Source organism: Pantoea sp. Morm (assembly GCF_016643525.1).
In the GTDB taxonomy this organism is placed as follows: domain Bacteria; phylum Pseudomonadota; class Gammaproteobacteria; order Enterobacterales; family Enterobacteriaceae; genus Pantoea; species Pantoea dispersa.
This window is the reverse complement of the sequence record NZ_VOQX01000001.1, coordinates 51,185-73,917: the sequence shown is the minus strand read 5'-3', so window position 1 is coordinate 73,917 and position 22,733 is coordinate 51,185. Positions and strand designations below refer to the sequence as shown.

Annotated in this window: 16 protein-coding genes; 6 read left to right on the top strand and 10 right to left on the bottom strand. The window is 59.5% G+C overall.

The window, feature by feature from the left end; genetic code table 11:
- Positions 1-30 precede the first annotated feature (30 nt).
- Positions 31-468, bottom strand: coding sequence for a VOC family metalloprotein YjdN (yjdN, locus tag FT726_RS00300; RefSeq protein WP_058774910.1), 438 nt, complete (start codon positions 466-468; stop codon positions 31-33).
- Positions 469-539: 71 nt separating this feature from the next.
- Positions 540-1,439 carry a LysR family transcriptional regulator gene (locus FT726_RS00295; protein WP_159377367.1) on the bottom strand — a complete coding sequence of 300 codons (900 nt, stop codon included), beginning with the start codon at positions 1,437-1,439 and terminating at the stop codon, positions 540-542.
- 113 nt (positions 1,440-1,552) lie between these two features.
- Between FT726_RS00295 and FT726_RS00290 the strand changes: the two genes are divergently transcribed.
- From FT726_RS00290 to FT726_RS00275, 4 genes are all read left to right on the top strand, one after another.
- Positions 1,553-2,866 (top strand): amidohydrolase, encoded by a 1,314-nt coding sequence (locus FT726_RS00290; RefSeq protein WP_058780868.1) that lies wholly within the window; start codon positions 1,553-1,555, stop codon positions 2,864-2,866.
- The gene (locus tag FT726_RS00285) at positions 2,863-4,308 is read left to right on the top strand and encodes a M20 family metallopeptidase (protein ID WP_346302295.1); all 1,446 of its coding nucleotides are present in this window, start codon (positions 2,863-2,865) and stop codon (positions 4,306-4,308) included. The genes FT726_RS00290 and FT726_RS00285 overlap by 4 nt, the downstream gene beginning before the upstream one ends.
- Positions 4,309-4,490: 182 nt before the next feature.
- The gene (gene abgT, locus FT726_RS00280; protein WP_346302294.1) at positions 4,491-6,011 is read left to right on the top strand and encodes a p-aminobenzoyl-glutamate transporter; all 1,521 of its coding nucleotides are present in this window, start codon (positions 4,491-4,493) and stop codon (positions 6,009-6,011) included.
- Between the two features lie 186 nt (positions 6,012-6,197).
- Positions 6,198-7,607, top strand: coding sequence for an MFS transporter (locus tag FT726_RS00275; RefSeq protein ID WP_346302293.1), 1,410 nt, complete (start codon positions 6,198-6,200; stop codon positions 7,605-7,607).
- A 140-nt stretch (positions 7,608-7,747) separates the two neighbouring features.
- Here FT726_RS00275 and FT726_RS00270 read toward each other — a convergent pair whose 3' ends face one another.
- The 4 genes from FT726_RS00270 to FT726_RS00255 form a co-directional block, all read right to left on the bottom strand.
- A complete protein-coding gene (locus FT726_RS00270) occupies positions 7,748-11,251 on the bottom strand; it encodes an Ig-like domain-containing protein (RefSeq protein ID WP_346302292.1) in 3,504 nt (1,167 codons plus the stop codon).
- A gap of 197 nt (positions 11,252-11,448) precedes the next feature.
- Complete coding sequence (locus FT726_RS00265) at positions 11,449-12,768, bottom strand: cytochrome c (protein WP_346302291.1); 1,320 nt, start codon at positions 12,766-12,768, stop codon at positions 11,449-11,451.
- A gap of 11 nt (positions 12,769-12,779) precedes the next feature.
- Complete coding sequence (locus tag FT726_RS00260; protein ID WP_222951366.1) at positions 12,780-14,564, bottom strand: GMC family oxidoreductase; 1,785 nt, start codon at positions 14,562-14,564, stop codon at positions 12,780-12,782.
- Positions 14,565-14,566: 2 nt separating this feature from the next.
- Positions 14,567-15,304 carry a gluconate 2-dehydrogenase subunit 3 family protein gene (locus FT726_RS00255; protein WP_058780874.1) on the bottom strand — a complete coding sequence of 246 codons (738 nt, stop codon included), beginning with the start codon at positions 15,302-15,304 and terminating at the stop codon, positions 14,567-14,569.
- Between the two features lie 294 nt (positions 15,305-15,598).
- Here FT726_RS00255 and sbmA point away from each other — a divergent pair, with 294 nt between their 5' ends.
- Positions 15,599-16,834 (top strand): peptide antibiotic transporter SbmA, encoded by a 1,236-nt coding sequence (sbmA, locus tag FT726_RS00250; protein WP_021507809.1) that lies wholly within the window; start codon positions 15,599-15,601, stop codon positions 16,832-16,834.
- 119 nt (positions 16,835-16,953) lie between these two features.
- Here sbmA and FT726_RS00245 read toward each other — a convergent pair whose 3' ends face one another.
- The 4 genes from FT726_RS00245 to FT726_RS00230 form a co-directional block, all read right to left on the bottom strand.
- Positions 16,954-18,594 (bottom strand): dihydroxyacetone kinase subunit DhaK, encoded by a 1,641-nt coding sequence (locus FT726_RS00245; protein ID WP_346302290.1) that lies wholly within the window; start codon positions 18,592-18,594, stop codon positions 16,954-16,956.
- Positions 18,595-18,715: 121 nt separating this feature from the next.
- A complete protein-coding gene (locus FT726_RS00240; RefSeq protein WP_346302289.1) occupies positions 18,716-19,771 on the bottom strand; it encodes a YncE family protein in 1,056 nt (351 codons plus the stop codon).
- 211 nt (positions 19,772-19,982) lie between these two features.
- The gene (locus FT726_RS00235; RefSeq protein ID WP_058757538.1) at positions 19,983-20,192 is read right to left on the bottom strand and encodes a DUF1471 domain-containing protein; all 210 of its coding nucleotides are present in this window, start codon (positions 20,190-20,192) and stop codon (positions 19,983-19,985) included.
- Positions 20,193-20,483: 291 nt separating this feature from the next.
- Positions 20,484-21,671, bottom strand: a complete 1,188-nt coding sequence (locus FT726_RS00230; RefSeq protein WP_222951369.1) for an MFS transporter — start codon at positions 21,669-21,671, stop codon at positions 20,484-20,486.
- 102 nt (positions 21,672-21,773) lie between these two features.
- Here FT726_RS00230 and FT726_RS00225 point away from each other — a divergent pair, with 102 nt between their 5' ends.
- On the top strand, positions 21,774-22,730 hold the full coding sequence (locus FT726_RS00225; RefSeq protein ID WP_021507815.1) for an AraC family transcriptional regulator: 957 nt from the start codon (positions 21,774-21,776) through the stop codon (positions 22,728-22,730).
- Positions 22,731-22,733: the final 3 nt, after the last annotated feature.

Sequence of the window (22,733 nt, the reverse complement as noted above, 5' to 3'; positions counted from 1 at the left end):
GCCGCTCACCATCGCGGCCACGCCAGTCGGTTACGCCTGTGGCTTCACCACGTTGATGCGCCATGGGATGCCAAACTTATCGATAAACATCCCGAAGCCGTTCGACCAGAAGGTTTTCTGCCATTCAGTGGTCACTTTGCCGCCCGCAGAGAGCTTATCAAACCAGGCTTTACCCTCCGCTTCATCTGGCGTGGCCAGGCTCACCGCATAACCGGCATGTTCGGACGCCGGTGGCTGGGCGGTATTGCCATCACTCAGCATCAGCTCGCCCTGACCAATGCGCAGATGCGCATGCATAATCTTTTCCGGCGGCAGCGGCGGTGCCGACCGATCGCCCACCTGCTCGCCCTGCTCCGGCATATCGCCAAACGTCATTTTTTGCAGAATTTCGCCGCCGGTGGCTTCCAGATAGAAGGCAATCGCTTCTTCACAGCGACCGTAGAGAAATAAATAAGGACTCACCTGCATCGTAACCTCCGTTGAGAGTGCGTAAACGCGTGTCGTACACCTAAAGTGTAGACGATGCAGTTTTTCGCCCGTCACGGCTGGCAGTAGCGGCGGAACAGCTGCGCCATGTAAGCGCTCATCGGCGTCAGCGCGGTGTCTTTACGCTGAATCAGATAAAAGGTGGCTTTCGGCAGCGGATCGTCGAGATCCAGCGCGATCAGCTGCCCGCCGTGCGTAGGGTCTTCAATTACGTCGCGCGAAATGATGCTGACAAAATCACTCTTCGCCACCAGGCTGGTGCAGGCCATAAAGGTCTCGCAGGTCACCGCGATTTTGGGTGCCATGCCGCGCTCACCGAACAGGTCATGCAGCAGTCGGTAATAACTGCCCTGCGGCGTCGGCATGGTCCAGTCGCAGTGTTGCAACTCGGCCAGCGAGCGCGCATGCGCCATCGGATGCCCTTTACGCATCACCACCTGATACTCGCGCTGCATCAGCCGCTCGAAAATCAGCTCCTGATCGAAGTGATGCCGGTCGTAGGTATTGATGGTGAAATCCAGCGCGCCCTGCCGCAGTTCATGCACCATCGACACCAGCTGGCCCTCGACGATACGCACTTTCACCAGTGGATATTCACGATGAAACTGGGTTATCACCTGCGGCATCACGGTACGCGCAATGCTGCCGCCCACCCCAATATTCACTTTGCCACCGGCCAGACCGAGCCGCTGCTGGATATCCTCCTGCGCCACGCGCAGTTCCTCCAGCACCAGACAGGCATGACGAAAAAAGGTTTCACCGACATCGGTCAGCATCACACCCTGCTGACGACGCTCGAACAGGCGCGCGCCCAGCGCCAGCTCCAGTTCCTGAATCGCTTTGGTTAATGCCGGCTGTGACAGGCCCGACAGCCGGCTGGCGGCGCGAATACTGCCCTGGCGCGCCACGTCAACAAAGGCGCGCAGCTGATGAAGTTTGAGATTGGACGCCATGATCAGGTGATAACCGTTGTCTATCGGTCACAAGATATTCGCATCTTATGCGCCCTAATACCATTGTGTAGATTCGGTTGAATGCATAAAAAACCAACACTAAGGAACAGCCGATGAACACCCTTTCCGACCTCGTCAACGCACGGATACCGCAGATGCAGACATGGCGCCGCGACCTGCACCAGTATGCTGAATCCGGCTGGCTGGAGTTCCGCACCGCCACGCTGGTAGCGGAAGAGCTGCATCGTCTTGGTTATCAGCTGCAGCTGGGCCGTGAGGTGATTGATGCCGATGCGCGCATGGGTCTGCCGTCTGCTGAAGTGCTGGCGCAGCAGGAAGCGCGGGCGCTGCAGCAGGGCGCGCTGCCACAGTGGCTGCCCCACTTCTCCGGCGGTTTCTGCGGCGTGGTGGCGACGCTGGACACCGGACGTCCCGGTCCGGTGATGGGCTTTCGTGTTGATATGGACGCGCTCGACCAGACGGAAAGCGCCGCCGCCGATCACCTGCCGACGCGCGAAGGCTTCGCCTCGTGCAATCCCGGCATGATGCACGCCTGCGGCCACGACGGTCACACCACCATAGGTCTGGCGCTGGCGGGCGTGCTGATGGCGATGAAGCACCAGCTGAGCGGTCGCATAAAACTCATTTTTCAGCCGGCGGAAGAAGGCGTACGCGGTGCCAAAGCCATGGTGGCCGCGGGCGTGCTTGATGATGTCGATCTGTTCACCGCCATTCACCTTGGAACCGGCGTGCCGCCGGGCGAGATCGTCTGCGGCAGCGACAGCTTTCTCGCCACGACCAAGCTGGACGTGCGTTTTACCGGGGTCGGCGCGCATGCCGGTGGCAAACCGGAAGAGGGACGCAACGCGCTGCTGGCGGCGGCGCAGGCCACGCTGGCGCTGCACACTCTGCCGCAGCACAGCGGCGGCGTGGCGCGCGTTAACGTTGGTGTCTTACAGGCCGGCAGCGGACGCAACGTAGTGCCGGATGTTGCGCTGATGAAGGTGGAAACGCGCGGCGCGAGTAATCAGGTCAACGACGATATCTATCAACAGGCGCTGCGCGTGATTGCCGGTGCCGCGGCGATGTACGGCGTTGAGCACGAGGTCACGCTGATGGGCGGTGCACGCAGCTGCACGCCGAGCCCGGCGTGGGTCAGTTTTATCCATCAGCAGGCCGAGGCGACCGGCCTGTTCAGTTCGGTGATAGACAGCAAACAGCAGGCGGCCGGTTCCGAAGATGCTACCTACATGATGGAGCGCGTGCAGCAGCGCGGCGGCCAGGCGTCTTACGTCATCTTCGGCTGCGAGCTGGCGGCGGGCCATCACAATGCGCGGTTCGACTTTGATGAAGCGGTGATGGCTACTGCCGTGCAGATGCTGGCTACGCTGGCGCTTAATCAGACGCAATTCGGCGGTGCCCGATGAGCGCACACGACTTCATCGATCGTTACATCGACCAGCACCAGGCGCGTTTCAGTGCCCTCAGCGATGCCATCTGGGACGTGCCGGAAACCCGTTTCGAAGAGACGCAATCGTCTGCGCTGCTGGCCGATGCGCTGGCCCAGGAGGGGTTTGAGGTCGAGCGCGGCGTTGGCGGTCTCGACACCGCGTTTATCGCCTCAATCGGCCACGGCCAGCCGGTGATCGCCATCCTCGGCGAGTTTGATGCGTTGGCCGGCCTGAGCCAGCAGGCGGGCTGCGCCACGCCTGAGCCGCTGGTGGAAAACGGCAATGGTCACGGCTGCGGCCACAACCTGCTCGGTACCGCCGGCCTGGCCGCCGCTTTCGCCATCAAAGCCTGGTGGGCAGAACAGGGCGGACGCGGCACGCTGCGCTTTTACGGCTGCCCTGGCGAGGAGGGCGGCTCGGGTAAAACCTTTATGGTGCGCGAGGGGCTGTTTGATGATGTCGATTCTGCCGTGACCTGGCACCCGGAAGGCTTCAGCGGCATGTTCAACCTCAGCACCCTCGCCAATATTCAGGCGGCGTTTCACTTCAAAGGCGTGGCGGCGCATGCCGCTAACTCGCCGCATCTCGGGCGCAGCGCGCTGGACGCGGTGACGCTGATGAACACCGGCGCGAATTTTCTGCGCGAGCACATTGTGCAGGAGGCGCGCCTGCACTATGCGGTCACCCAAACCGGCGGCGTATCGCCCAACGTGGTGCAGGCCGATGCCGAAGTGCTGTACCTGATTCGCGCGCCGCAGCTCGACCAGGCCCAGGATATCTATCAGCGCGTGATTAACATCGCCAAAGGCGCGGCGCTGATGACCGATACGCAGATGACGGTACGTTTTGAAAAAGCCTGCTCCAACTATGTGCCCAACCGCGCGCTGGAAGCGGTGATGGAACGTAATTTGCACCATTTTGGTCTGCCGCACTACAGCGCGCAGGAACAGGCGTTTGCGGCAGAGATCCGCGCCACGCTGAGCAAAGACGATCTGCGTAACGCGCGACTGAATGCGGCGCGCACCGGCGGCGAAGCGGGTATCGCCTGGGCTGAGGCGCTGGGGGATAAAGTGCTGATGGATGAGGTAGCGCCGTATGCGGTCACGCGCGAGTTGCTGTTCGGCTCAACCGACGTTGGGGATGTGAGCTGGGTAACGCCGACGGCGCAGTGTTTTGCGCCCTGCTTTGCCTTCGGCACGCCGCTGCACACCTGGCAGCTGGTGGCACAGGGGCGCACGCCGATTGCCCACAAAGGGATGTGCCTGGCCGCCAAAGTGCTGGCCGCCACCGCGCTGACGCTGTTGCACGATGATGCCGCGCTGGCGCGTTGTCGTGAAGAGTTTGACCGCGTGCGCCGTGAGCAGCCGTACGTGTGCCCGATTCCGGCCGGCGTGCAGCCATCGACATTAGCATCCTGAGTTCAGCAACGCATTACGCCAGGTGCGCATAAATGCGCACCCTACGAGGGCGTGACCGGTGGTCACCGCTCCTTATCGTGTAGGGTCGCCATTTATGGCGACCTGGTACCAACGCATCACCATTAAAAAAATATAAGCATTACGCAAACATAACTGACAAGACGACTCATGAGGATCTACCGATGGAAGTGATGACCGAAAATCGCAGTCCCGGCAAGCTGTTCAGCTGGATTGAGCGGGTCGGCAACAAAGTGCCGAACCCGTTCTTACTGTTTGTCTACCTGATCGTGGTGCTGATGATCGCCACCGCGCTTCTCAGCAGCCTTGATGTAGCTGTTAAAAATCCGGCCAATGGCGAACTGGTGCGGGTCAATAACCTGCTGAGCGTGGCGGGCATTCAGTGGATCCTGCCCAACATCATCAAAAACTTCAGCGGTTTCACCCCACTGGGCTCCATTCTGGCGCTGGTGATCGGGGCCGGGCTGGCGGAAAAAGTCGGGCTGCTGCAGTCGCTGATGGTGAAAATGGCGTCGCGCGTCAGCCGTCGCTACGCCAGCTATATGGTGCTGTTTATCGCGTTCTTCAGCCATATCTCTTCCGATGCGGCACTGGTGGTGATGCCGCCGCTCGGCGCGCTGATCTTCCTTGCCGTCGGGCGTCATCCGGTGGCGGGCCTGCTGGCGGCGATTGCCGGCGTCGCGTCGGGTTTTACCGCGAATCTGCTGATCGTCACCACCGACGTACTGCTCTCCGGCATCAGTACAGAGGCCGCCAAAGCGGTCAGCGACACGGTCCACGTCAGCGTGATCGATAACTGGTTCTTTATGGCCAGCTCGGTCATCGTGCTAACCGTGGCCGGCGCGCTGCTGACCGATAAATTTGTCGAACCGCGCCTGCCCGTCTGGAACAGCGGCCACCACGATCGCCTGCCACCGCTGACGGCGCAGGAGAATCGCGGCCTGAAGGCGGCCGGTCTCGCCGCTCTGGTGTTCATCGGCGTGATGGCGCTGCTGGTGGTGCCGGAGCATGCTCCGCTGCGCAACCCGAAAACCGGCGGCATCATCCCTTCGCCGTTTATTCAGGGCATCGTGCCGATCATCATCCTGTTCTTCTTTGTGGTGGCGATTGCCTATGGCGCGGTGACGCAGCAGATTCGCCGCGCTGACGACATCCCCCGACTGCTGGTGGATCCGATGAAGAGCATGGCCGGCTTTATCGTCATGGTGTTTCCGCTGTCGCAGTTCGTGGCGTTCTTCAACTGGAGCAACATGGGCAAGTTTATGGCCATCGGCCTGACCGATATGCTGGAGAGCGCCGGCATCAGCGGTGCGCCGGCCTTTCTCGGCCTGATGTTCCTCTCGGCGTTTCTGTGCATGTTTATCGCCAGCGGCTCGGCGATCTGGTCGATCCTCGCGCCGGTGTTTGTGCCGATGTTTATGCTGCTCGGCTTTCACCCGGCGTTTGCCCAGATGATTTTCCGCATCGCCGATTCCGCCGTGCTGCCGCTGGCGCCGATGTCGCCGTTTCTGCCGCTGTTCCTCGGTTTCCTGCAGCGCTATCAAAAAGATGCGCAGCTCGGCACCTACTACGTGCTGATCTTCCCGTATCCGCTGGTGTTCTTTGTGACGTGGATCGCGCTGCTGCTGGTGTGGTATCTGCTGGGCCTGCCCATCGGTCCGGGCGTTTATCCGTATCTGCCCTGACCTGGCGCCATGGACGGCGTACCGCTTTCTGTGAATTGCAACGCACGTTGCCAAAATGTCACCGCTACGCCTCTCGGCAACCCCGGACGAATTGATTATTCTGCTATTTCTTCGCTTGCTAACGGTTAATGATTTCTGACAAACCACCACCGGGCGGATCCTGCAAACACCGAGGTAACAATCATAATGACAACCACCTATTCGACAGGGGTGGCGACCGATCGCATCGCGACCGAACGCCAGACGCTGGCCGGGCGCATCGACGCTCTGCCCTCTTCCGCCGGGCTGTGGCGCTTTATTACGCTGCTGGCGCTCGGCGGCTTCTTTGAGCTGTACGACCTGTTTGAAACCGGCTACATCAGCGCCGGGCTGGTCGCCGCTGGCGTGTTCCACACCGGCACCGCTGGCGTGTTTGGTATCGCCGATCAGGCGGCGTTCGCCTCGGCGACCTTTCTCGGCCTGTTTGTCGGTGCCAGCCTGCTGACGCCCTATGCCGACCGCTTCGGCCGTCGCCTGACCTTTATGTGCGCGCTGGCGTGGTACGGTGCGTTCTCACTGCTGATGGCGTTCCAGCACAGCGCGGAGATGATTATTCTGTGCCGCTTCCTGGTCGGAATCGGTCTGGGCGTCGAGCTGGTGACCATCGATACCTATCTGTCGGAGTGGGTGCCGGCCCATCTGCGCAGCCGCGCGTTTGCCTTCTCTTTTTTCATTCAGTTCCTGTCGGTGCCGACGGTAGCGCTGATGTCATGGTGGCTGGTACCGCAAACCCTGCTCGGCCTCGAAGGCTGGCGCTGGGTCGTGATCGCCGGTGCGCTGTGCTCGCTGGTGATCTGGTTTATCCGTAAAAATCTGCCGGAGTCGGCGCGCTGGCTGGCGCAGCAGGGGCGGCATCAGGACGCGCACCGGGTGCTGAGCGAGATGGAAAAACGCTGTGGCATTGCGCCGGGAGACGATTTCTCTCAGCGTGATGCGACGGCACAGCTGCCGAAAAAAGGGCGCTTTAGCGAAATCTGGGCACCGGCTTATCGCCAGCGTACGCTGATGCTGGTGGTGATGAACTTCTTCCAGGCGATTGGCTTCTTCGGCTTCGGTAACTGGCTGCCGGCGCTGCTGTCCGGCAAGGGGGCCACCGTCACCCACAGCCTGCTGTACGCCTTTTTCATCACGCTGGCCTATCCGCTCGGCTCGCTGATTTGCAGCCGCTACGCCGACCGGCTGGAAAACAAATGGCAGATCGTTTTTTCATCGCTGATGACGGTGGTGTTCGGCACGCTGTTCGCGCTGACCAGCAACCCGCTGCTGATGGTGGTGTGCGGTTTCCTGATCACCTACAGCAACGCCTGGCTGACCTTCAGCTATCACGCCTATCAGACCGAGATCTTCCCGACGCACATTCGTGCGCGCGCCGTCGGCTTCTGCTATTCATTCAGCCGGCTGTCGACCGCTTTCAGCAGTATTCTGATTGGCCTGATTCTGCAGTATGCCGGCAGTCAGGGGGTGATCGTGTTTATCGTGCTGAGTATGCTGATGGTGATGCTGTCGGTCGGGATTTACGGGCCGAAGACGCGGGGACTGGATCTGGAAAACATTTAAACCGGACGGGCGCAGGGTGGGCGGCGGCCGGTTCAGCCCGGCAATGCGCGCCCTTTGGAGCGGCACGATTCATCGCGCGATAAATCGCGCCGCTACGTCCTGGTGCAAACTTTTGGGGGGCGTTTCCGCCCCCTCCAGATTTACACCAGTTCGGTTTTCACCCCTTCCTGGATCAGCACGTCGGCATCGACGCCGCTGTGGCTGTAAACCTGATACTTCACGCCAGCCACCGTGGTGCTGCCCTGCTGTTTCACCCAATCGCCCACGTCACCGCCGTCGCCGAGGATGTCATCCAGTTTCACCACGTCCTGCGCATCGCCTTTGATCAGCAACTGGGTTTTGCCGTCTTTCACGAACAGATCCTGACTTCCAACCTGCAGGATATCGTCAACCGTTACGCTCAGGACGTTTTTGCCGTGACCCGTCATATCGATGGTGCTGCCCTGCTTGCCCTGCGCCAGCACATCGCTCAGGGAAACGGCGAATTCATCGCCCAGGGTGATGACGGCAGGAACATCAAAGGCGGTGATACCGACATGATAATCATGCATGCCCCATTCAACGTCACTGATGCGCACGCCGCCCGGATTGTTCACCGAATCCACTTCAGCCGGATTGACGCGCACCACGGCTGAACCGATCAGCTTACCGGCCGGCGCGTGGTACTCGACAATGTCGCTTCGCAGGGTGCCCGGATGCGCCTTTAGCTCATAGCTGTGCAGCAATTTACCTTGTGTGTCATAGAAATCGATGTAATTGGCTTTGCTGTGCACATAATCCGATTTCAGCACCACTTTCTCCGCCACGCCGTCGAAATCCAGCTTCATCTGGCCGCCACGGCCAACAATGATTTCGCCATGCTTCAGCGTTTTTTGCTCGCCGCCGATATTCGGTCCTTTAATCAGCGTCATTTTCAGACTGTCATCGATGGTATAACTGACCCCGGTTTTAAAATCGATATAGCGCGGATGACCGTTAGCGTCTTTCACCAGATCAGGTTGTCCACGAACCCGGCTGATTTCTTTAACCCCGATGTTATCGATAGCGAAATCGTTGCCGTTACCGTTATTAACCTCATTGGTTACCGCCACGCGAACCACTTCTGTTTTGCTGGCGGTATACAGTCCGCTGAAATGATTCCAGGCAGCATCCAGGCCCATGTTGGGAATCACTTTCTCTCCATTAACGTCCAGACCGATTTTCGGTTTCAGGCTACCGCCAGGAATACGGTAGCCATCAAAATCGAACTGGTAGGTTTTACCCGCTTCGACCTGAATATAGCGATAAACCACTTCTCCTTTGAAGCCGTTGGTGTTTGAACCGTTGGTCATGGAACCCAACTCATAAGAGGAATTGCCTGCGCTCCAGCGCTTAACAGCAATGTTGTCATTTTTGTGATACAGACCGCTGGCGATCCAGCCCTGCTGGGTGCCGTCGTTGAAATTCCACAATAACCCCTTGTGATCGACCTTCGGCGGATCGACATTGATCTCCAGCAGAAAGGTTGGCGCATTCACATCACGAATGGCGCTATCACTGACCTGAAATTGCGTCAGTCCTTTCCACGGCGAGCGATCGTAAGACTGGTAGCTCCAGTTACCCGTAGCATCCGCTGTGACCGAGTCCATTAATACCCAGTGGCCCTCAATATGGCAGCCGAAAATGTACACCACCTTATTGGGTGCAGACGTGCCTTTCAGGGTTGGCGTCATATCATCGGTGATATCACCGCTTTTCAGCTGGCCCTGCTTTGGTCCGCTGTCATCCCACGCAGAAATAATCTCTGTCTTGCCGGAGATTATCGTCAGGTCGAAAACGTCGGCGGCGGCGTCACGCACCGGGCTGTCTGACACCTGGAACTCGTATTTGCCAAAGCCGCCGCGTAACGCACGCACTTCGCTTTGCCAGTGACCATGAGCATCCGCAACGGCGCTGCCGAGCGTCACCCATACCCCGTTCACGTGACGGGCATAGATATAAACCACGCTGTTTGCTGCAGCATGGCCTTTCAGCGTTGGCGTCAGGTCATCTGTGACATCGCCCTGATGCAGCACGCCGGTCTGCGCGCCAAAATTATCCCAGGCAGAAACGATGCCGGGTTTTTCCGGCACCATGTTGAGACTGAACACCTCGGCGCTGGTGTCGCGCTCAAAAGTTTTGGCAGCCTGAAACTCATAAGTGCCGTATCCCCCGCGCAGCGCGCGCACTTCCGTTATCCAGTTGCCCCAGGCATCGGCCTTAACACTGCCTAACACCACCCAGTGGCCATCAATATGCCGCGCATGGATATACACCATGCTGTTGGCTTCGGCTTTGCCCTGCAGCGTCGGCGCCATGTCATCGGTGGTGGCACCGTTGATTAATTTGCCCTGCTCGGGCCCGACATTATCGTGCGCCGCGTTGATGGTGGGCTTCAGGCGGGTGCCGTTGTCTGACACATACAGGTCGAACAGCGGCGCAGCGGGATCGCGCGTCGGGCTATTACTGGCCTGGAAGTGATACGGGCCGGCACCGCCATCCAGTCGGGCGATTTCCACCTGCCAGTGGCCAAAGGCATCCGCCTGGGTGCTGCCTTTCAGCCACCAGCTGCCGTTTTCGCGCGTGGCATACACATAGACGATACTGTTGGCTTCCGCCGTGCCTTTGAGCGTGGGGGTGAAGTCATCGGTCAGCGCGCCGTTTTCCAGTTTGCCCTGTGCCGGGCCAAAATTATCCAGCGCATACTCAATCTTCACCGGCGCGGTGGGCACCACCGTATAGGTAAACGGCTCGCTCGCATGGCTCAACTCACCACGGTTATTTTGCGCACGGGTGGTAATGGTGTTTTCACCGTAGCCCAGCAGATCAACGTTGCTCTCCCAGCGCCACTGCCCGTCAATCACCGGTGCGGCGCCGACGCGTACCCCGTTGACGTAGATGATGACGTTTTCGGCATCCAGCGGCGCGTTGCCGCTCAGGCGTGGGCTGCGATCGTCGCTTGCGCTACCGGCTTTGATCACACCGGTATTCACCCCTTCATTATCAAATACTTCCAGCAGCTGCGGCTTATCGATGCGCGGCGTATTGACGAACAGCGTATAGACCGGGGAATCGACACTCACCTGACCAAATTTGTCGGTGGCGGTGACGGACAGGCGCTGTTCACCGTCGCTCAGTGCCGGCGTAATGGTCCACTGACCATTTTTCGCCGCCTGCACGCTGCCAGTCAGCACGCCGTTGCTGTACAGGCGGACAATGCTGTCCGGCTCGGCATAACCGGAAATAGCTGGCGTTTTATCATCGGTGAAGCCTTTATTGCCAACCGGGCCCTGCACCGGTCCAAAATCATCCAGTACGCGCATAATCGCCGGCATATCGGGCGGGCTGAGATCGACTTCCAGCCGCGTCTGGAACGGAATCCCGGCGTTGCCGGCCCGGTCGAAAAAGCGCACGGTGAGATTGTGGCTCCCCTCTTCCAGCCGCAGCGGCAGCTGATACTCCCAGCTGCCATCGGCCTGAACCTGGGTAGTAAACAGCTGGCCGTTAATGGCAAATTCGATATAGCTGACGCTCTTATCCTCAATCACCCCTTTCCAGTACTGATAAGGTGAATTGACGTAGTTCTCCTGCCCCGGTTTGGTCGGGTCGTAATAGCCTACAGACATATGGTCATCCTTTTCGCCAGAGTTAATATCGTTAAAGTAACGCTTAATAAGCGGCAGGGATTTTTAAACGTGGGGGGAGAAATCTCTTACAAGAAACGTCTGAAAGGAAAATCTAAGATAATGAATTTTAGTGGGATTTTTCGTATCCCTCAGGCCATGAACCGCGCCATGACCTGAAGGGAATGCTTAAGACAGACTTACTGCTTTTCCAGCACCCGGATATCCGCGCTGCCTTGATTTGGCTGCACGCTGTCATCCTGACGCAGTTTCGCCACCTGTTTCGCCGTGACTTTGGTCTGCACGCCGTTGCCCCAGCTGCTGCGGATAAAGTTCACCACATCCGCCACCTGGCTGTCGTTCAGACGCCAGCCAAACGCCGGCATAGTGATCGCGGTCGGTGCGCCTTGCACGCCCGGCAGCGTGCCGCCGACCAGTACGATGTGAATCAGCGACGTCGGATCCTCTGCCATCACCACCGGATTCCCGCGCAGTGCCGGATAGAAGCGTTGATAGCCGCTGCCGTCGGTTTTATGACACGCCGCACAGCTGTCGACATACACGCCGGCACCCGGCTGGCTGTCGTCACCTTTCCACAGCGCCCGGGCCACTGCGTCATCCTCACGGAACACCGCCTGAGACGGATCTTTCGCGCCGAGCGATTTCAGGTAACGGGCAATCGCGCTGATATCCGCATCGCTGAGATACTGCAGGCTGTGCTGCACCACCTCGGTCATGCCACCAAACGCCGCCGTGTGATCGTTACGGCCATAGCGCAGGAACTGCTGCAGATCCGCTTCGCTCCAGCGCCCCAGACCATCGCGATTGTCACCGCGCAGGTTGCTGGCGGTCCAGCCGTCAATCGGCGCGCTGCTGCCGGCAAGGTAATCATTGCCCTGGCCGTTATTCAGCGCCTTCTCCTGCATAGTGAAGCTGCGCGGTGTGTGGCAGGCACCGCAGTGGCCCAGTCCTTCCACCAGATAGCGACCACGCGCCAGCGCCGGATCTTCCTGCGCTGCCGGCTGGAACGCCTTCACATCTGGCGCAAACAGGCCGCGCCAGATCGCCAGCGGCCAGCGCATCGACAGCGGCCACGGAATGTCGCTCTCTTTGTTAGCCTGCGCCACCGGTGCCACGCCGTGCATGAAGTAGGCATACAGCGCCTTCATGTCGTCATCGCTGACCACCGCATAGGACGGATACGGCATCGCCGGATAGAGCGTGTCGCCATTCTTCGCCACGCCATGACGCACCGCTTTCTGGAAGTCGTCATAGCTGTAGTCACCAATGCCGGTTGCCTTATCCGGCGTGATATTGGTGGAGTAGATGGTGCCAATCGGCGTCGCCATCGGCAGGCCGCCGGCAAACGGTTTACCGCCTGCGGTGCTGTGGCAGGCGACGCAGTCACCGGCGCGCGCCAGATACTCACCGCGCTGCACCAGCGCATCGGCGGCGGTGTCCTCCGCCAGCGCGGCGAACGACAGGGTGCCCAGCAACAGGGCTGTTAAACTTTTGATCATCGCCATGTTCCTTATGCCTGTACCAGCGGGCCGGGGTTCTTCAGATACTGTTCACGAATCGCTTTGGCGGACCAGTAGCTCAGCGCCGCCACCATGCCGGTGGGGTTGTAGCCCAGTCCCTGCGGGAAGGCAGAAGCGCCGGCGACAAATACGTTCGGCACATCCCAGCTTTGCAGATAGCGGTTCACCGCGCTGGTTTTAGGATCTTCGCCCATGATGGCGCCGCCGCTCATGTGCGTGGTCTGGTACACGGTGGTATCGAAATGGGCACCCGGCCCTTTCGCGCCGCCAATGATCATCTTCGGATTCATCGCTTCGGTGATTTTGCGCATCTTGCCGATCATGAACTGCGCCATTTTGATGTCGTTGTCCTGCCAGTCAAAGGTCATACGCAGCAGCGGCTGGCCGTAAGCATCTTTGTAGTTGGGATCGAGATCGAGGTAGTTAGCGCGATACGACTGGTGCGCGCCGTGCGCATCCATCGACACGTGATGGTTATAGGTATCCGCCACCGCCGCTTTCCACTGGCTGCCCCAGTTCGGCGTGCCCTTTGGCGTCGGCAGGCCGGAGATCGGCTTGGTGCCCGCCTGGTTGACCCAGAACGGTGAACCGCCGACAAAGCCGTACGGGCCATGGTCAAAGTTATCGGCGTTGTAATCATCCACCGCCACGCCGGCGCCACCGGCACCGATGAACGGATTGGTGGTGGTATTTTTATCAAACAGCGCCTTCAGCGTGGAGATGTTCTGATAGGCAAAGTTACGGCCGACCACACCCTCGTTGCTGATAGGGTTGTACGGCTTGCCAATGCCGGATAGCAGCATCAGGTGCACGTTGTGGAACTGGAAGGCGGAGAGGATCACCAGATCCGCCGGCTGCTCCACTTCACGTCCCTGACCGTCCAGATAGGTGACGCCGGTCGCGCGTTTTTTATCGTCGGTCAGATTGACGCGCAGCACATACGCGTTGTTGCGCAGCTCAAACTTCGGCTCCTGGCGCAGCGCGGGCAGAATGTTAACATTCGGCGACGCTTTGGAGTACATGTAGCAGGCGTAGCCGCTGCAGTAGCCGCAGAAGTTGCACGGCCCCATCTGCGCGCCGTAGGTATTGGTGTAAGGACCGGAAGTGTTGGCCGACGGCATATCGTAAGGGTGATAGCCCACCGATTCCGCCGCCTGGGCAAACAGCTGTGCCGACCAGGTGCGCTTCTGCGCGGGCAGCGGGAAGTCGCTGGAGCGATCCGGCGCATACGGGTTGCCGCCTTTCTCTTTGCCCACCACTTTGCCCTTGATTGACCAGGCGCTGCCGGAGGTGCCGAACACTTTTTCCGCCTGATCGAAGAACGGTTCCAGCTCGTCATAGCTGACACCGAAATCCTGAATGGTCATGCCTTCCGGGATAAAGTTTTTGCCGTAACGCTGCTCGTAGTGACTGCGCAGGTTCAGCTCGACCGGGTCGACGCGGAAGTGCACGCCCGACCAGTGCAGGCCGGCGCCGCCGGTGCCGGTGCCCGGCAGGAATGCCGCCAGCTGACGATACGGTACGGCGGTTTGTGAGGCATCGTGACGGATAGTTACGGTGCTTTTTGACAGATCCTGGAACAGCTTTTTGCGGATGTTATAAGTCAGTTCATCAATCGACTGTGGATAGGATCCATCCGGATAGGTATCGCGATGCGGCCCGCGCTCCAGCGCCACCACATGCAGACCGGCCTCGGTCAGCTCTTTCGCCATGATCGCCCCGGCCCAGCCGAAACCGACGATCGCCACATCCACTTTTTTTAACGCATTTGCCACGGTTACGCCCTCTCGCCGCGAATATCAACTGACGGGAACGGATAACGTTCGCCGCGCTCTACCCAATCCATAAAGTCGGCGCGTGCGCCAGGGAAGCCGATCAGCTTCCAGCCCACCATGCCCTGATTGCCGCCGTGGATCGGATCGCTGAAGTAGCCCTCGCGGGTGTTTTGCAACAGAAAGGCGAAGAAGGTTTTGGCCGGCACCTGCGGGAATTGCGCGCTGCCGTTTTCGAAGGCGCTCAGCAGCGCGTCCTGCTGCGTGGGCGTCAGCTCAGCAAATACCTTGCCGTGCTGCTGTTTGCTCCAGCCATCGGCATCGGCCAGGCCGAGACGGTAGATCTGCTGCGGCACCAGCGGCAGCTGATAGCCGAGCTCTTTTGGCAGATCCGGATTGAACGGTCCCTGCATATACCAGTTGCTGCCGGTGGCATACGGCGTATTCATCTGGCGATCGATAAACTCCGGTACGCCGGCTTCCAGCGCGCCAGGACCACGTTCATCGTTGGGGATCAGGCGCGCCACGGCGGCTTTGATGAAGGCAAACTCTTCGGCGGTAAACCACACCGGTTGATACTCGCGCGCCTGCTGCGGCGCCGCGGCCGACGACGCTGCCGCACCGGCGGCCATTGGCGCGACCAGTGCGCCCATCGCCGTACTGCCTACCGCCATTGCCGGCGCCAGGGTGATGGTTCTCAGCAGGAAATCCCGGCGAGTGTGACCCTTTTTTTCTTCTGACATGACATTGCCTCATTACCGCATATAATGCGGCATGAAAGTTAAGTAGTTGCGTTGTAATGATTTTTATTGGCGTTTTAAGGGATACAGCAAGGCTGTTACCGGTAACAGTTGGCATAGTGTAACACCATCGCCGTTAATAATTTAGTTTCCCGAAACAAATGAGCACAAAAAACTTAACAACTAACTCTGCCGCTTTACATAAATGCGGCGATGCTGTCATCGTCGGATACAACCGACAACAGACAGATAAATGCCGGAAGCGGTATAAAGAGTACACACAACAGCGGAGTGCCTATGTTTAAGTCCTATTTTCCGCGGCCGGCGCTGTTTTTCAGCTCGGCCGCGATTTGGAGCCTGATTGCCATTTTTGCCTGGTTTGGCTTTTTCAATGATTTTCCGGCGCGCTTTCCCGCTTTGCAGGCGGCGATGCAGCAGCCGCTGCCGACCAACGCCAGCCGCTTTATCCACGCCAGCCAGCTGTGGTTTTATGCCTATTACTGGATCATGGGAGGCGCCTTTGCGCTGGTGTGGCGCATCATCGACAACCATCCGTGGCAGCGCTGGTCGGTATGGGGATCGTTACTGATTATCTTTGTCACCTGGTTTGGCGTGCAGGTAGGCGTCGGCGTTAACGCCTGGTATGGTCCGTTTTACGACATGATTCAGCAGGCGCTGACCAAAGCCGGCTCGGTGAGCATCAATCAGTTCTATGTGCAGGTGCTGGCGTTTCTCGGCATTGCGCTGATCGCGGTAGTGATCGGCGTGATGAACTCGTTTTTCGTCAGCCACTGGGTGTTCCGCTGGCGTACCGCGATGAACAACTACTACATGCATAACTGGCAGCGCCTGCGTCTGGTAGAAGGTGCTGCACAGCGTGTGCAGGAAGACACCATGCGCTTCGCCAGTACGCTGCAGGACTGGGGCATCAGCTTTATCCAGGCCATCATGACGCTGGTGGCGTTTCTGCCGGTACTGGTGACGCTATCGCATCATGTGAAAGAAGTGCCGATCCTCGGCAATATCCCTTATGCGCTGGTGATCGCCGCGCTGCTGTGGTCGCTGTTTGGTACCGCGCTGCTGGCGCTGGTGGGGATTAAACTGCCGGGGCTGGAGTTCCGCAATCAGCGGGTGGAAGCCGCGTACCGTAAAGAGCTGGTGTACGGCGAGGACGATCCGCAGCGCGCCGCGCCGCCTACGGTGCAGGAGCTGTTCAGCCGCGTGCGTCACAACTATTTCCGCCTCTATTTCCACTACCTCTATTTCAACATCACGCGCATTCTCTATCTGCAGGTGGACAATGTGTTCGGGCTGTTCGTGCTGTTCCCCTCGATTGTTGCGGGCACCATCACGCTGGGGCTGCTTAACCAGATCACCAACGTGTTCGACCAGGTGCGCTCCTCCTTCCAGTATCTGATCACCTCGTGGTCCACGCTGATTACGCTGATGTCGATCTACAAACGTCTGCGCAGCTTTGAGCAGATTCTGCAGGATATTCCGCACGACGAGATGCTGCGCGAAGCCTCGGAGTAAGCGGAAAAGGCTCGGGGGCAGGACCGCGCTGTACTCCGACATCGCTTAGAACAGCCCCCTCTCCCGCCCGTGGGAGAGGGTTAGGGTGAGGGCGAACCCCGCACCCATCCGCCCCATCCTCAGCCCGCCAGCACCGCAAACACCCTCTCGATGGCGTACGCGCCCGGATCCTTCACGCCATCCAGGCTCTGCTGATTGAGATAAGCCGAACGACCTGCCTTCGCACTCTGCATCTGCGCCGTCGCGTCGGCACCCTGTTGCGCAGCGACCGCCGCCGCAGCCAGCGACTCTCCGGCTGCTAACGCCTCCAGTGCCGGCTGTAGCGCATCCACCAGGGTGCGATGTCCCGGCTGCGCGCCGCCGTAGTGCTTCATCCGTTCCAGCCCGTGCATCAGCGCCTGCGGCAGCGTGCTGCCCTCCTCCAGCCGCTGTCCGGCCGAAGTAAACAGAATTGACATCAGCACGCCGCTCGATCCGCCCATCACCGTCGCCAGCTGTTCGCCTACCAGCGCCAGCAGCGTAGGCAGCTCATCCAGCGGCAACTGCTGTTCACGCAGGCCGCGCTGGATTTTCTTCGCGCCGGCGGCAAAGGTCGAGCCGGTATCGCCATCGCCGACTTTGGCGTCAAGCGCATTCAGTTCGCTCTCCAGATCGATCAGCGTCTGCGTCACGCGCTCAATCACCTGCGCCACTTCAGCGTTATCGGAAGGATCGAAATCCAGCACGCTGCCGATGCGTTCAGCGCGCTGCAGGCTGATGGGCGCAAAGTCGTACATCGGCGTCCAGCCCAGCACCTGCACCGGCGCGTGCAGCGCCTCGAAAAACGCCTCTTCCAGCGCCAGCAGCGTCAGCGAAAACCCTTTCATATCCAGCGCGCTGACCAGGGTTGCCGGGCCAATTAAATGGGTGATGCGTGCCGCCAGCGGCGACTGCAGTACCTCGCGCGTGAGCAGCGCCAGCTCCAGCTGGGAAAAGCCGCCGAGATTGTTGATCATCAACAGCGCCTGTTTGCCGTCGGGCAGCGCCTGCGCCAGCTGATCGGTCATGATGCTGGTAATTTTACGGCTGTTTTGCGTATCCAGCGTGATCACGCCCGGCTCACCGTGAATGCCCATCCCCAGCTCGCTATGACCGGCTGCCACGCGATCGTCGCGCTTTTCACCCGGAATGTGACAGGTGGCAAACGCCAGGCCGATGGAGGACGTGGCGTCGATGGTGCGCTGCGCCAGCGCTTTAACCTCGTCGAGCGATTGGCCGTGCTCCGCAGCGTAGCCGGCGATTTTGTGCACCAGCACGGTGCCGGCAATGCCGCGTGGCTGCGGGTTCTCCGGCAGTGCGATATCGTCCTGCACCATCACCAGCTCCACCTTGTAACCCAGATTTTTCGCCTTCTCCGCGGCAAGGCCAAAGTTGAGCCGGTCACCGGTGTAGTTCTTCACAATCAGCAGACAGCCCGCCTCACCGGTGACGTTAACGATGGCGTTCAGCACCGCATCAACGCTCGGCGAGGCGAAGATATCGCCGCACACCGCAGCGGTCAGCATCCCTTTGCCGACAAAGCCCGCGTGCGCCGGTTCGTGGCCGGAGCCACCGCCGGAAATCAGTGCGACTTTGCTTTTATCCCAGTCCGAACGCACCACCACGCGAATCTCATCGCCCAGATCGAGACGGGTCAGGTTGTGCCACGGTGTGCTGAGTAACACGCCTTCGATCGCTTCGTTCACCAGATCGTTTTTTTCATGCATAAAAAACTGGCTCATTGCACTCTCCCCTTAGGTGTTGTCGTCCTAAAGGTAGCGTAAGCCGGGCGGGAAAGGGGGGATCAAGGCCGGAAATGCAAAGGGCGACACACGTCGCCCCTGAGTTTCGGATAATTACGCCCTACAGCGCGATGCGTAACACGCTGTCCGGGTTTTTTGGCGGTTCCTTGCGTGAGCCCGGCTGCTTGATGCTGACGAACAGCGTGTTGCCATCGGCGGAGAGCGCCAGGCTGTTCGGCAGGCCCGGCGCTTTCACCGTGCGTTTCACTTTATAGCTGCTGGCATCGATGATGCTGATCTCACCGGCTTTACGGTGCGAGACATACAACTCGTCACGGTCAGCATTGAACAGCACCGCCAGCGATTCCGGTACCTCAATACGCTGAATCACCTGCTGCGTGCGGGTATCCAGCACCAGTACCTGCGGCTGCTTCGCATCGCTGAGGAAAGCGCGGTGGCCTTTGCTATCCAGCGCAATGTTCAGGAAAAAGTGCTCTTTATCACCGTCAATTTTCTGGCGCTTTTCAATCGCGTTCAGGCGGGTATTGATGGTGACCAGCTCGCCATCGGCATTGGTGACATACAGTTTCTGCGCGGCGGCATCCAGTGCCAGCCCGGTGCCCATTTTGCCGGTATTCGGGATAGTGCTGATGAGCTGGAGTGTTTTGCCATCCACCACCCACACCACGCTTTGCGCGCCGAGACCGGTGATGTACACGCGATTGGTTAGCGCATCCGCGACCAGTTCACGCGGCTGCAGCGGACGAACCGTGTCACCGCGCTTGCGGCCATCCAGCACCAGCGTGTTGATCACCTTACCGCTGCTGGCATCCACTGCCGTCAGCGCGCCGTTGACCGTGTTGCCAAAGTACAGCACGTTGGTGTGCTGATTGATGGCGGCGCCAAAGGTCTTCAGCTCAGTGCTGATGGTTTGTTTCACCGCCAGATTCTGCGGATCGAGACGGTACACGGTACCGCCCTGCGGATTGCCGGCGTTTTGCGCCGTGGCGAGGAACAGCGCGTTGTCGCTGTTGCTGAAGGCCAGTTCGTAGGCGCCTTTGGCGATCGGCTGATTGAGCGGCTGCGTTTCCGCCGCCTGCAGCGCACTGCAGGACAGCAGCGCCGTGGCCACCAGTAGCGGACGCAGCGCCCACTGCATTGTTTTATTCGCTTTCATAACTTCTCCATAGCAAAACCACCGCCGTGCGGCAGTGAAATGAAAGCCCGACATTGCAACCAATAGGAAATTCAGCCCGAGGCGAGCCGATAAGGATGTTAGTTTTTGCGAATAATAATCATTTATGCGGAAAAGGGACAGGATTTTATGGCGTTAGCAACGCCGCCAGGGCGCCCGAAGGCACCCTGTCAGCACAGAGGGTAAGGCAAACTTATTGGGTCAGTTCTGCGGTCATGTGAACGCCGTTGTTGAAGTTGGCTTCAGTCACTTTGTAGGAAGCACCAAGTTCCTGCGCTTTAGCAGCGATTTGCGCTTCAGCACCGTCAAGCGTAGAGGCGGTAGCGGTCACGCTTTGCGCGAAGCTGGCAAATGGCAGAACAGAGAGAGCAATAACAGCAGCAAAAGTTTTGATGGTTTTCATGGTCATGTCCTTAATGATGTTTGATTGAATAAGGCGACATCGCCTTGATGAGAGATATAGTAGGCCGGCAACCGATCAAAAAAAAGCGCAGAGATTTGCCTAAGTCTTTCGAATATTTTGACTATAAAAAGCACGTTTAGCGCAACCTGTGCGCAAAGGGTTAAAAAACCACGATTTGATTAAAAGGCAGGATTTATTGCTGTGATTGGTGAGACCAGGCATACGCGGCAAAAGCGGCGCCGCGACACACCCTGAAGCGTGTCGCGGCGCGTCTGATGGCGGTAAACGGATTTAACCGTGATGCCGCACGCGGGTAAAGATGGTGATGGCGGCCAGCAGCATCAGCACGCCGCTGGCAAGGAATACGCCGCCCGCGCCCTGCAGATCGAACATCCAGCCACCGGCTGCCGCACCGGCGGTAATCGCCAGCTGAATAGTGGCCACCAGCAGACCGCCGCCCGATTCGGCGTCGTCCGGCACCGCGCGCGACAGCCAGGTTGACCAGCCAGTCGGCATTGAACCAAACGCCAGCCCCCACAGCGCGACGCCGCTCGCCACCAGCCAGGAGACGTGGCCAAAGCTCACCAGCAGCACCGCCGTCACGCTCATCACCAGCGCCATGCCGGTCAGCGTCAGCGACACGCTGCGCGTCACCAGCCACGCGGCCAGCGAGGTGCCGAAGAAGTTCGCCACGCCGAACGCCAGCAGCACCAGCGACAGCTGATTCACACTCAGCTGCGCGCTGGTTTCCAGGAACGGACGCAGATAGGTAAAGAAGGCGAAATGGCCGGTAAACATCATGATCACCGCCAGCATGCCCCAGCGCATCACGCTCTGACGCAGCAGGTCCAGCACGCCGCCGCTGCGCGCTTTGTTCTCCGGCGGCATCGATGGCAGGGTGAAGAACTGCCAGAACAGCGCCAGCACGCCCAAAACACCGGTCAGCAGGAAGATGTTACGCCAGCCAATCAGCCCGCCAAGATAGCTGCCCAGCGGCGCGGCAATGATGGTGGCCAGCGAAATACCGCTGAACACAATCGACAGCGCGCGCGGCACCTGATCGGCGGGCACCAGCCGCATGGTAATGGCGGTCGACAGCGTCCAGAAGCCGCCAATCGCCATGCCGAGCAGCACGCGCGCCAGTAAAATCATCGGCAGATTTTCGGCAAACGCCACCAGTAGCGCCGAGGCGATGAGCAGCAACGTGAACGCCAGCATCACCAGGCGGCGGTCGAGGCGGCGCGTGACGTTACCAATCACCAGGCTGGTCAGCAGCGCCACCAGCGCGGTAACCGTGACCGTCTGGCCCGCCTGCCCTTCGCTGACGCGCAGCGAGTCGGCAATTGGTGTCAGCAAGCTCACCGGCAGAAATTCTGCGGTGATCAGGCCGAAGACGCCAAACGCCATGGCGAACACCGCGCCCCATGCGGGTTTCTCTACCGCAATGCTTGTTTCCACTACTTCAGTATCCAGACTCATCTGCGATCCCCATCACAAAATATCAGGCTGTAAGCATAGAGAGACGACGCAAGACGATCTATGATACAGAAACTTTGTTTTTTGATAATTCGTCTGGATTGTATGAGCCGCTATGAAGATTTGACCAGCGAACTGCTGATGGGCATGCGCCTGTACGGCGTCAAATATCAGCGCATCGCGCTGCATGCGCCGTTTGGCCTGCAATATGATGACGCGCCGGGCAAGGCACAGCTGCATTTTGTTGGCCGCGGCTCGCTGCTGATTCGCTCCGCTTCCGGCACCGTCTATCCGCTGCAGGCGGGCGATGCACTGCTGATTCCGCACGGTAAGCCGCACGCGCTAATCTCCGGCGAAGATGCGGTGTGCGTGCCGATCGCTACCTTTAACAGCAAACCCATCTGTGACAGCGTGTGCGCGATTAACGATGCGCCGGACGCGGATGCCTGCCCGGACGACAGCGATGTGATTTTATTCAGCGCCTGCATGGCGTTTGAGCTGGGCGGCATGCAGCCGCTGGTGCACACCATGCCGGATGTGATGCTGGTCAGCACACTGCTGGCGCAATACCCGGAAATCCAGCCGATTCTGGATGCCATGGAGCGTGAAACGCGTCAGCGCAAAGCGGGCTTTGCCGGCATTTTGTCGCGGCTGGCCGATGTGGTGGCGGCGCAAATTGTGCGGGGCTGGGTGGAGAATGGCTGTGGCCAGGGCAGCGGGCTGGTGCAGGCTCTGCGCGATCCGCGCCTCAGCCTGGCGATGGCGGCCATGCACCGCGCGCCCGGCGAAAACTGGACGGTGGAGCGGCTGGCGCGCGAATCCGGCAGCTCACGCTCGGTGTTTGCCGCGCGCTTTCAAAACGCCACCGGCATGACGCCGCTGCGCTACCTCACCGAACTGCGCATGCGTCTGGCAGTGGAGCGCATAGTTAACGATGGCGAAGCGGTGGAGAGCGTGGCGTTCCACCTCGGTTACGGTTCACTGGCCGCCTTCAGTCGCGCCTTCAAACGCATTGTCGGCACACCGCCCGGCGCACTGCGCGCCGGACGTGAAGCGTCGTGAAAC

Coding starts and splice junctions, on each gene's coding strand:
- FT726_RS00225 (WP_021507815.1), top strand. CDS start 21,774: ATGAGCCGCTATGAAGATTTGACCAGCGAACTGCTGATGGGCATGCGC.
- FT726_RS00290 (WP_058780868.1), top strand. CDS start 1,553: ATGAACACCCTTTCCGACCTCGTCAACGCACGGATACCGCAGATGCAG.
- FT726_RS00270 (WP_346302292.1), bottom strand. CDS start 11,251: ATGTCTGTAGGCTATTACGACCCGACCAAACCGGGGCAGGAGAACTAC.
- sbmA (WP_021507809.1), top strand. CDS start 15,599: ATGTTTAAGTCCTATTTTCCGCGGCCGGCGCTGTTTTTCAGCTCGGCC.
- FT726_RS00285 (WP_346302295.1), top strand. CDS start 2,863: ATGAGCGCACACGACTTCATCGATCGTTACATCGACCAGCACCAGGCG.
- yjdN (WP_058774910.1), bottom strand. CDS start 468: ATGCAGGTGAGTCCTTATTTATTTCTCTACGGTCGCTGTGAAGAAGCG.
- FT726_RS00295 (WP_159377367.1), bottom strand. CDS start 1,439: ATGGCGTCCAATCTCAAACTTCATCAGCTGCGCGCCTTTGTTGACGTG.
- abgT (WP_346302294.1), top strand. CDS start 4,491: ATGGAAGTGATGACCGAAAATCGCAGTCCCGGCAAGCTGTTCAGCTGG.
- FT726_RS00230 (WP_222951369.1), bottom strand. CDS start 21,671: ATGAGTCTGGATACTGAAGTAGTGGAAACAAGCATTGCGGTAGAGAAA.
- FT726_RS00275 (WP_346302293.1), top strand. CDS start 6,198: ATGACAACCACCTATTCGACAGGGGTGGCGACCGATCGCATCGCGACC.
- FT726_RS00255 (WP_058780874.1), bottom strand. CDS start 15,304: ATGTCAGAAGAAAAAAAGGGTCACACTCGCCGGGATTTCCTGCTGAGA.
- FT726_RS00235 (WP_058757538.1), bottom strand. CDS start 20,192: ATGAAAACCATCAAAACTTTTGCTGCTGTTATTGCTCTCTCTGTTCTG.
- FT726_RS00240 (WP_346302289.1), bottom strand. CDS start 19,771: ATGAAAGCGAATAAAACAATGCAGTGGGCGCTGCGTCCGCTACTGGTG.
- FT726_RS00245 (WP_346302290.1), bottom strand. CDS start 18,594: ATGAGCCAGTTTTTTATGCATGAAAAAAACGATCTGGTGAACGAAGCG.
- FT726_RS00265 (WP_346302291.1), bottom strand. CDS start 12,768: ATGATCAAAAGTTTAACAGCCCTGTTGCTGGGCACCCTGTCGTTCGCC.